Origin of the sequence: Paenibacillus jiangxiensis (assembly GCF_046098255.1) — a bacterium.
GTDB classification, from domain to species: Bacteria; Bacillota; Bacilli; order Paenibacillales; family Paenibacillaceae; genus Paenibacillus; species Paenibacillus jiagnxiensis.
Window position 1 is genome coordinate 1 of the sequence record NZ_JBJURI010000063.1, and the last position, 9,595, is coordinate 9,595.

Sequence of the window (9,595 nt, forward strand, 5' to 3'; positions counted from 1 at the left end):
CTTTTACAATAATGAACGGTTGCAGGCAAAACTAAACGGCCTCAGTCCCATTGAATTCAGAACCAAGGCCGCTTAGTAATCTTTTATTTTTTGTACTGTCAACTTGACGGGGTGCAGTTCAATTCAAGTGATTATTTCAATGGTACTTCGGTACCTATCACTTTTCATGGTATTTATTTAAAGAGGAATGATTTACTGCTAGATCAAACGCTTATTTTCCGTTGATATATGATTCCTGTTAGAAAGGTGGTTTAAGAATTGTTTTTCAAACTTTCTTTTTTCTGGAGCACGCTGTTGCGTGTTGTGGCTTTTGCAGCGGGCTTAGCTAACCCTTATTTTAATACACCATGGAAAATTGGCGTATTTATCTTAGTTTGTATCGCCGGTATTTTGGATTCGGATTCAGAGGGGCGACCCAAATGGCTTAATGTCTCGCTTGCTTTTATTTTGGGTCTGCTTGTTAGCTACATCATATACCCTATTATTAAATAGATATTGTAAATCTGAAGAAGCACATGAGCTTTGTTGCCTAAAAATATAGTAGTGAACTGGTTCTTGTTATTTGGTATGCCTTAATGTGGATTAGGGCACGCATGCACTGTAACCAAGGAGAAGGTCACAGATTTTTCAAAAGACTTGATAGGACTTTTACAAAAGGAAGGGATTTTGATGTCATCGATTCCAATACAGCCATTCAAAATGGTTTTTGGATGGGAAAATGATAACGGTCTGGGAGAAATGCTGATTCAGCAGATTATTAGAGGAGAGAAGACGGCCACCTGTGCTCCGAAGCAGGAATATTCCCCCGAGGAGCTGCGGCAAACCTATGAGCCGGCCGGGCACATCGTCACGGTATATGATAAGCATGACCAGCCGTGCTGCAATGTAAAACTGATTGAGGTGTTTGAAACGACGTTTGGCAATCCGGATCCACGGCTTGTGCGCGGGGAAGGAAACGGTGACGATGTCGCACAATTTCAGGCGGACCACCGGTTGGCGTGGCAGAATTTGACCGAGGCAGGCATGGAGCTGAATGATGATACGGTCCTGATTGTGGAATTGTTCGAGCTTGTGCAAGCTTAACACAAAAATAACGCTCCTCTCCGTAAGGAGAAGGGGCGTTATTTGGTATGGGCCTCTTCCTTGGCCGATATATCATACACGACCTCGCTCAGCTTGACATGCCGAAGTTCCTCTTCCATGGCTCTTTGCGCATTGGAGAACACGGGTACGATCGAGGACTGGATATTACGCCCGACAGGGCAATCCGGATTCGGCGTTTCATGCACGGAGAAGAGCGCATCTTCCTCCACGACATTGACTGCACGGTACACGTCGAGCAGGGTGATGTCGTCAATGCTGTGCAGCAGCTTGGCCCCGGCTACGCCGGCTTTGACCTCCACGAGTCCGGCCTTGTTTAGCATGCCGATGATGCGGCGGATGACCACCGGGTTGGTGTTCACGCTGCTTGCTATAAATTCGGATGTATTTACACCCGTTTTATTGTACTCCAGCAGGGAGAGAATATGGATGGCTACGGCAAAACGGGTACTGATCATTGTTTACAGCTTCCTTTCGTGAAAAATAATGCAGTATGGCTATTTTACCATAGTTTCGGTTCCTATATAGCACCTATATTTATCCTGGGCGGGAAGCAAAAGCCCTCTTCATACGCGGAACCTGGCAGAACGAACCGTGTCCCGGAAGAGGGCTAGCTGCCCTATGCAGCAACTAATCGCTATCTCAATTCTTTTCTCCCACTACGGCAAAGCGCTCATTCACATGATTGGCCTGCTCGGCCTCATCCACGACGGCGATGGCAAAGTCCGCATAGCTGATGTAGCTATCGCCTTTCGCGTTGAAGAACAGGTTGTCTTGGCCCGTCTGGTATGCTCCCGTTCTTGTGCCTTTGGCGTCAAAGAAGGCCGCAGGGCTGATAAAGGTCCACTGAATGCCGCTTGAGCTCTGCAGATCCTGCAGATTTTGCCCCTGGTTGGAGGCTGTAGGGAAAAATTGTTTTGGAAAATCCGGTGTATCGACCAGGCGGACGGTTTTGGCTTCATCCACATACAGGGTGCCTGCTCCGCCAACGACGATCAGGCGGGTTTGCGGAGCTCCCTTCAAGGCGCTGATCAGCGCGCGCCCTGCTTCTACATGCAGATACTCCTGGCCAGGAGGCGCTCCGAACGCATTTACGACGACATCAAAAGTTTTAAGATCGTCTGCTGTCAGGCTGAAAACATCCTTTTCAAGGACTGCCGTTCCACTTACCTTCGATGCGTCCCTGACGATGGCTGTCACTTCATGGCCTCTGTCCGCCGCCTCTTTAACGATCAGGCTTCCGGCTTTACCGCTGGCTCCAATTACTGCAATTTTCATGTTCGTTAACCTCCCGGGGTTTGAATGGTTTGACTCATCACTCGTGTAGTGATTTCATGTAACTATAATAGTTACAAGGTATGGACATGTCAACAGTATTTCCTGAAGAGACGAAGAATTTTTTTTGGTGATCATTCAAGATAATGATTTTTGTATCAGAAACGTGTGTGAAGCTTGTGTTATACTTTTTTGTAGACTTAATTTCTCATATTGAGGTGCTCACATTTGAAAACTGTCGTGGTGATAGGTGGCGGAATTACAGGCCTGACGGCCATGTATACTTTGCAAAAGGCCATGAATGAGCAGAATCTGCAGCTGAAGCTTGTCCTTGTGGAAGCGGACGAGACGCTTGGCGGCAAAATCAGAACAGTTCGCCAGGACGGTTTTATTATGGAGACTGGCGCGGATTCCATTGTGGCCCGTAAAAATGACCCGGGATTGATGGAAGAGCTGGGATTGGCCGGGGAGATTGTATACAATGCAACAGGCAGATCCTTTATTTATTCGGACGGAAAACTGAAAAAGCTCCCTGCGGAGGCAGTGTTCGGCATCCCCGTCAATCTGCAGGCGCTGGCTGAAAGCGAGCTGATCTCGGCGGAGGGCAAGGTAGCCGCGCTCCAGGATTATTACACTCCGAATGAGACGTTCACGGAGAATGACTCCCTGGGTGCGTTTCTGGAGCATTTTCTGGGTGAGGAGCTTGTACGTAAACAGATTTCGCCGGTCATCTCCGGTGTATATTCAGGCGAGCTGGACAATCTGACGATAGCTTCTACCTTTCCGTTTCTGCTGGAATACAAAAATAATTACGGCAGCATCATGAAGGGCCTTGGCGAGAACAGAGACAGGTTCCTGCGAGGAGACGGCCGCAAGTTTATTTCATTCCATCATGGAGTTTCCGATCTGATCGACAGGTTAGAAGCCCGTCTGAATGATGTGGAAATTTTGAAGGACACACAGGCCCTTAGTGTAAAAAATGCAGGCGGACGTTATGAAGTGGCCTTAGCGGGTGGACGTATGCTGGAAGCGGACTTTGTCGTTCTGGGCACGGTGCACACCTCCGCGCGTTCGCTGCTGCAGGATAAAGCGCTGAACGATGATTTCGACAGGCTGAGCAGTCGGTCGCTGATCAGCGTGTATCTCGGCTATGATGTCCCGGATGAGCTGCTGCCGGAGGACGGCACAGGCTTTATTGCCGCTCAGGGCAGCGGTCTCGTGTGTGATGCCAGCACCTGGACAAGCCGCAAATGGGAGCATACCTCTGCACAGCAGCGGCTCCTGATCCGGATGTTCTACAAGAGCTCCAATCCGCATTTTGACAAGCTGCAGCAGCTGACAGAGGAAGAGCTGATGAACGTGGCCGTCAGCGATGTCGAGAAAAGCATTGGCATTACGGACAGCCCCGTGACCTGCGAGGTAACGAAATGGCGGGATTCCATCCCGAACTACCATCTCGGGCATCCGGATATTGTCCGGTCGCTGGAGAACAAGCTGGTAGCAAGCCATCCCGGCGTTATTCTCGCGGGCTGCTCTTATTACGGGGTCGGCATTCCGGATTGTATTGAGAACGGGAAGCAAACGGGGCAAAAAATTATAGATGCATTAACGGATGCCTGAATGTAGTACAGCAATTTTTTTCAGTCGAAGCACTTTGCCTGTCGGGTTGCACGGAGGAGGCCGTTTGGGCCGAACATCGGTCCAATCAGTTTCTTCTTGCAATCCCAAAACAAATCACTTATTATGGATATTGTGGATCTACAATATATTATTTAGAGAAAGGGGGGAGTTCGTTTGCAGTTCTCCAAAAGTACGGATTATGCCCTGCACGCTTTAATTCAATTGGGACTCTCGGAGCGCTGCCATAATGTCGGGATTAAGGAATTATCCTCAGCGCTTGGCGTTTCTGAAAGCTACTTGTCCAAAATCATGTCAAAGCTGAGACAGGATGGACTCGTTCGTGCCGTACCTGGAGTGAACGGCGGTTATGAACTTGCCAGGCCAGCTGAACAGATTACGTTTCTTGATGTGATTCAAGTGATTGAAGGAAGGCAGCGGCTATTCGAATGTTCGATTTCGAGCTCGCTGCAGCATCGGCTGTTAGCAGAACAGGAGAGTGATGAGCTGCGGGACGAGAGCCGATCGAAAAAAAATGAATGTTTGGTTGAGAGAGTGATGAATGGCGCGGAACAGCAATTGTATCAATACTTGCATGAACATACGATACAGGCGGTACTGGATGAGGCCTTCAAACGTTGCAAGCAGAGAACAAACAAGAAGTAATACACTTTTTGCGCTCTTATTATAGATATAATAGATCGTTTATATACTTGTTTGAGGAATGAAAACTTAACGGTTCCTTATCTATAGATAAGCTTGGAGGAGAAACTTTATGATCGATTTAAATAACTTGAAGCGTGGTCCGATTATGATGGCGCTAATCGTCGGTATGTTTGTGGCCGCTTTGAATGAAACGCTAATGGGAAATGCTTTCCCCGAACTCATGAAGTCGTTTGATGCATCTGCGACAACGGTTCAGTGGCTTACCACCGCGTATTTGCTTGTGGTTGGCGTACTTGTTCCGGTGACAGCGGTATTGCAGCAATGGTTTACAACCCGGCAAATGTTTCTGTCGGCAATGAGTCTGTTCTTCGCTGGTACGTTTATTTCGGCGGTATCACCGGCATTCGGCGTGCTGCTGACAGGGCGAATTATTCAAGCAATTGGCACCGGTATGCTGTTGCCTCTGATTATGAACATTATTATGACCATCTATCCACCGGAAAAAAGAGGAGGCGCCATGGGGATGTTAGGACTCGTCGTCATGTTCGCGCCGGCGATCGGCCCGACGCTTTCGGGCTTGATTGTTGATGGGCTTTCGTGGCGCTGGCTGTTCTACCTGGTGTTGCCGTTTGCGCTGCTCTCCATAATTGTAGGGGCCGCTGTCCTGAAGAATGTGTCGGAAGTGACCAAACCGCGAGTAGATATCCTTTCCATTGTGTTGTCGACCATCGGCTTTGGCGGAATTGTCTATGGGTTCAGCAGTGCAGGTGAACAAGGCTGGTCACAGCCGTTGGTAATTTGGACGATTGCTGCAGGGGGCGTTGCCCTGGTTCTGTTCATCTGGCGGCAATTGTTGCTTAAAGAACCTGTCATGGATTTGCGGGCGTTCAGGTATCCCGTATTTGCGCTTGTAGCCGTACTGATGTTTGTGCTTTTGATGACGTTCTTCTCATCCGCCATCATGCTTCCTATGTTTATGCAAGGTGTGTTGATGATGACCGCCTTCAAATCAGGTATGGTTCTGTTGCCTGGGGGAATTCTGAATGGGCTTATGGCGCCAATCTCAGGCAAGCTTTTTGATAAATTCGGGCCTCGAGTGCTTGTCATTCCAGGACTTGTTATTGCCGTCGTTTCGTTGTGGTTATTTACCAGGTTTGGAGAAACGACAACGACCGGATTTCTTATCGCGGCACACATTACGCTGATGGTTGGCAGCGCGTTAGTGATGATGCCTGTACAGACAGCGGGGCTTAACCAGTTGCCTCGTCATCTGCACCCACACGGGACAGCAATCCTGAATACGCTGCAGCAGGTATCCGGCGCTATCGGTATTGCCCTCTACATTAGTATTATGTCGGGCGGACAGAAGCAGTATTTGAGTAACGTGAGTGATCCGGCGTCTTCCGTTGAAATCACCAAGGGGCTGGCAGCAGGTATTAACAACGCTTTTTGGTTCGGCGTGATCATCGCACTCGTTGCGCTTGTGCTCGGTCTCTTCCTCCGTAAAGAAAAAGCGCCAGAGCAGGGACAGCAGGAAGCAGAGTGATCCGCCATTGGCGCAGAGCATCATACAAATCAACAAGAATCGCATGAACATTTTATTATTGGAGGAATAGACAATGAGAATAGATGTATGGTCAGATTTCGGATGTCCCTTTTGCGTGATCGGAAAAACAAAACTTGAGCATGCGCTTGACAAATTTGCAAATCGGGATCAAATTGAAATGGTATACCGCAGCTTCCAACTCGACCCTCATGCGGAGAACAGAACATTAAGTCTCCAGCAGCTTGCTCTTGAAAAGAGCATGACTGTCGAGCAGTTGAAAGCCAAGCAGGCACAGGTGGCGGAAATGATTAAAAACGAAACGGGACTGAGCGCTAATTACGATCCCATAGTGATATCCAATACATTTGATGCGCATCGTCTGGTGCATTTTGCAGCGAAGTCGGGCAAAGGAACGGAGTTAACCGAACGAATCTTTCACGCCTATCTCTCCCAATCCTTAAATATTGCCGATCACAACGTGCTTGTTTCCTTGGGCAAAGAGGCCGGGCTTAACGAACAGGAAGTGGCCGATATGTTAAGTTCCGATGCTTATAAAGATGCGGTCAAGGCAGACATCGCCGCAGCCAGAAAGCTAACGATTTCAAGCTTGCCGGCATTTGTCTTTAATAACGAATATTTGATTTTAGGAGCTCAGTCAGAGGAAGTTTTTTTAAATATTCTAAACACGATTTGGGAAAAAGAAAGCAAACCCCTAACATCAGAAGTAGAGAATCAATCAGAAGGTGATCATAGCTGTACCGACGGGAGTTGCAATGTGTAATTGGCCTGAATCACTAAAGGAGAATAATAATGTTCATTATAAGAGCAACACAAAAACTGCTAAAAGAAATGGATAGTAAAGTACAAAAAACAGATATATCTGTTCCGTTAAATACATGGCACGCCAATGTGTTTACTTTAAATAGACGAAAAACAATCGTATTTATGAATGACTTATCCAGGTTAAGTTTAACGATCGTGGGAGTTAAAAAGGCACAATTAAAAAATGTAGAAGAGTTATTCGTCAATGAACTAAGAAATTATTTAAGGAGTGAGGAAATCGAAGAAAAAATAATCAGCAGGTACATTGAAGAGAATGAGGGTATGATTATTTCAACTACGAATAATCGAAGTGTGATAGGAACATTAAATGAAATAATCTATACGATGAAAATCATAGAGCGAGAATTTGTAGAAGGAATAGAAAGAAATCAATGGAATAATCGATTCATCTATAAAGCTATAAAATACAAGTATCCCATTGAAGTGTTTAAAAAAGCGCTGGAAGAAAGCTACGTATTATGAAGAGAGAGGTATGGAGGAATAGGACGGAATTGAAAACATTAGAATTGCGTATATGACTTTTTGAGAGAGAATTAAGTTAGTTATTATTCTAGCAAAAAAGAATCGGTATACCCGGTTCTTTTTTGCTAGATATTTGAAGCTGTGAAATTAGAGGTTTAAATCATTCGAATCTGGCCTCGTATTTAATCAGCTCTGCTTCAGCCTGCTCAAGCAGCTTTTTGCCTGCAGCATTTTTGGCATTAGATTGATAATACACAGACCAGTTGATTTTCGTTTTGGACACCGCTTTTTTGTAAAGCATCATATCTTCAAGCTGCAGGTAAGAGCCGCGGACAAGCTTTTGGTGAATCGCTGCAAGCTCCGAGTTGGAAGGTTGAATTTGTTTAAGTCCTGAAACGTATTTGGTATAGTTAGGAATAACAGTGTTGTTCAGGACAAGAAAGATCTGCTTGCGGGTAGCGTTGGTAAGTCCGGGCGCATTGTTATACCCATCTACCGCTTTATCTTCATAAACATCGAGCTGGTCCAACTGATCCCAATAGTCCAAGTACTCCATATACTCCTGCACAAGCACAGGATCCAGGTCCTCGTATGATCCCTCATCGCTGACCGTTTCATCTGCGGGAACCGTTTCTTCACTAGGTACGTTGTTTGTGCTGGAGGATTCAGGCGTGGCGACCGCCTCTGCTGCCGAAGACACGGCAGGGAATACAATAGAGCCTGACAGCATGAGCGTTAAAGCTGCCAATACAATTGCATTTTTCTTCATTTAACAATCTTCCCCTTTTTCTCTATGGATGTTACAAGTGCACTTAGGAACTCTAACACGCGAATGTCGAAACTCCCAGTCATAAACATGTGTAAAATCCAAAACAAGGAATTTATTAAAAAAATTGATTCCAATGTGCTATTTTCGTCTTCGGCAATGTTGCTTGAACGCGCAAAGAGCTAGAGGATGATGTAGTAAAGGAATTGAATAAATTAAGGTAAGTCAGGTGAAGAATAGCATACTCAATCAGGATGAAAAAACTTGATTGGTGTACGGTGACAACAAATGGCCCAACCTAAGATAAGAGCTATTTAAGGTTGGGTCACGTCGTGAATACAAGGACGTTATCTGAAACCGGTGCAGCACACAGATTGATACTAAAGGATTAAACTAATCATCTGCAGGAATAGGGCCATTTTTCTTCTCGTAATCATGAATATGCTGCTCAATTAGATATTCAATTTGCATAGCAATGGAACGTTTATTTTTGTCTGCAATAAATTTTATTTTTTGAAAGTTCGTATCCTCTAATCGTAAAGTAAAGACCCTTTTATTAGTTGCCACAATTGTCTCTCCTTTTAGGTGATATCACTATATTATCACTGAGAAATCACCAAGAATACATTCATATTGACATCACTATGGAATCACCATAGAATGGAAGTGTTAGGTGATTTCGAGGTGACATCACTAATTGGAGGGGATTTAACAGCTTTCCGTGAGAAGTCCCCTTCCTCTACAGGTAGGGGATGAATCTCGGTTAGGCGAAGCCTAAATGCACTTGTCTATTGTATGAGGCGCGCGCTTTCCTAGTCGAATGTTTGTGTGATATGATGGGAATATACGTTCTCATTAAGGCGGTGACCCATCGTGCAAATCACGTATCAATTTCGCCTCTACCCGACACCCGAACAGGAAAAACGCATGATTCGAACGTTGATCTTGTGCCGGAAGTTGTACAATCGGGCGAAGGAGCAACGGGATACCGTTTACAACCAAGAGGGCAAAACCGTCACCTACGCCATGCAGCAGAATGAATTGCCCGCCTTCAAGAAGGAATTTCCCGAATATAAAAAAGTTCATTCGCAAGTGCTGCAAGATTGCCTGCGGCGTTTGGATCATGCCTATCAGCGGTTCTTTCGCGGCGATGCGGGCTTTCCTCACTATAAGTCATCCGACCGATATCTCTCCTTTACGTACCCTCAGCCTGGTGCGGTAAGCAAGACCTTCGCCCGGGAAGGATACGTCTATCTGTCCAAAATCGGCTTTGTCCGCCTGCGTACACATCGTCCGTTCGACCGGGCAAATGTGACCCA

Annotated in this window: 13 protein-coding genes; 9 read left to right on the top strand and 4 right to left on the bottom strand. The window is 46.2% G+C overall.

Going from position 1 to position 9,595, the window contains the following annotated elements; translation table 11 throughout:
- The 3 genes from ACI1P2_RS31175 to ACI1P2_RS31185 all read left to right on the top strand — a co-directional run.
- Positions 1-76, top strand: a 76-nt coding sequence (locus ACI1P2_RS31175; RefSeq protein WP_355324935.1) for an IS3 family transposase, incomplete at its 5' end; no start/stop codon positions are given.
- A gap of 182 nt (positions 77-258) precedes the next feature.
- The gene (locus ACI1P2_RS31180) at positions 259-492 is read left to right on the top strand and encodes a hypothetical protein (RefSeq protein ID WP_355327619.1); all 234 of its coding nucleotides are present in this window, start codon (positions 259-261) and stop codon (positions 490-492) included.
- A gap of 207 nt (positions 493-699) precedes the next feature.
- Positions 700-1,083, top strand: a complete 384-nt coding sequence (locus tag ACI1P2_RS31185) for an ASCH domain-containing protein (RefSeq protein ID WP_408976396.1) — start codon at positions 700-702, stop codon at positions 1,081-1,083.
- Between the two features lie 38 nt (positions 1,084-1,121).
- Here the strand turns inward: ACI1P2_RS31185 and ACI1P2_RS31190 are convergent, their stop codons facing one another.
- On the bottom strand, positions 1,122-1,559 hold the full coding sequence (locus ACI1P2_RS31190; RefSeq protein WP_355327624.1) for an Rrf2 family transcriptional regulator: 438 nt from the start codon (positions 1,557-1,559) through the stop codon (positions 1,122-1,124).
- A gap of 184 nt (positions 1,560-1,743) precedes the next feature.
- Complete coding sequence (locus ACI1P2_RS31195; protein ID WP_355327627.1) at positions 1,744-2,379, bottom strand: NAD(P)-dependent oxidoreductase; 636 nt, start codon at positions 2,377-2,379, stop codon at positions 1,744-1,746.
- A gap of 225 nt (positions 2,380-2,604) precedes the next feature.
- Here ACI1P2_RS31195 and hemG point away from each other — a divergent pair, with 225 nt between their 5' ends.
- From hemG to ACI1P2_RS31220, 5 genes are all read left to right on the top strand, one after another.
- Positions 2,605-3,996 carry a protoporphyrinogen oxidase gene (hemG, locus tag ACI1P2_RS31200; protein ID WP_355327630.1) on the top strand — a complete coding sequence of 464 codons (1,392 nt, stop codon included), beginning with the start codon at positions 2,605-2,607 and terminating at the stop codon, positions 3,994-3,996.
- A gap of 174 nt (positions 3,997-4,170) precedes the next feature.
- Positions 4,171-4,659 carry an RrF2 family transcriptional regulator gene (locus tag ACI1P2_RS31205; protein WP_355327633.1) on the top strand — a complete coding sequence of 163 codons (489 nt, stop codon included), beginning with the start codon at positions 4,171-4,173 and terminating at the stop codon, positions 4,657-4,659.
- A 109-nt stretch (positions 4,660-4,768) separates the two neighbouring features.
- Positions 4,769-6,205, top strand: a complete 1,437-nt coding sequence (locus ACI1P2_RS31210) for an MDR family MFS transporter (protein ID WP_355327636.1) — start codon at positions 4,769-4,771, stop codon at positions 6,203-6,205.
- Between the two features lie 73 nt (positions 6,206-6,278).
- On the top strand, positions 6,279-6,986 hold the full coding sequence (locus tag ACI1P2_RS31215) for a DsbA family oxidoreductase (protein ID WP_355327639.1): 708 nt from the start codon (positions 6,279-6,281) through the stop codon (positions 6,984-6,986).
- A 29-nt stretch (positions 6,987-7,015) separates the two neighbouring features.
- Entirely contained in the window at positions 7,016-7,510 is a 495-nt protein-coding gene (locus tag ACI1P2_RS31220; protein ID WP_355327642.1) for a DUF6933 domain-containing protein, read from the top strand.
- Positions 7,511-7,670: 160 nt separating this feature from the next.
- Here the strand turns inward: ACI1P2_RS31220 and ACI1P2_RS31225 are convergent, their stop codons facing one another.
- Complete coding sequence (locus ACI1P2_RS31225; protein WP_355327645.1) at positions 7,671-8,279, bottom strand: hypothetical protein; 609 nt, start codon at positions 8,277-8,279, stop codon at positions 7,671-7,673.
- A gap of 390 nt (positions 8,280-8,669) precedes the next feature.
- Positions 8,670-8,843 (bottom strand): Arc family DNA-binding protein, encoded by a 174-nt coding sequence (locus tag ACI1P2_RS31230; RefSeq protein ID WP_355327648.1) that lies wholly within the window; start codon positions 8,841-8,843, stop codon positions 8,670-8,672.
- Positions 8,844-9,149: 306 nt separating this feature from the next.
- On the opposite strand from ACI1P2_RS31230, the gene ACI1P2_RS31235 reads away from it, so the two are divergent.
- Positions 9,150-9,595, top strand: a 446-nt coding sequence (locus ACI1P2_RS31235; protein ID WP_355327651.1) for an RNA-guided endonuclease InsQ/TnpB family protein, incomplete at its 3' end; no start/stop codon positions are given.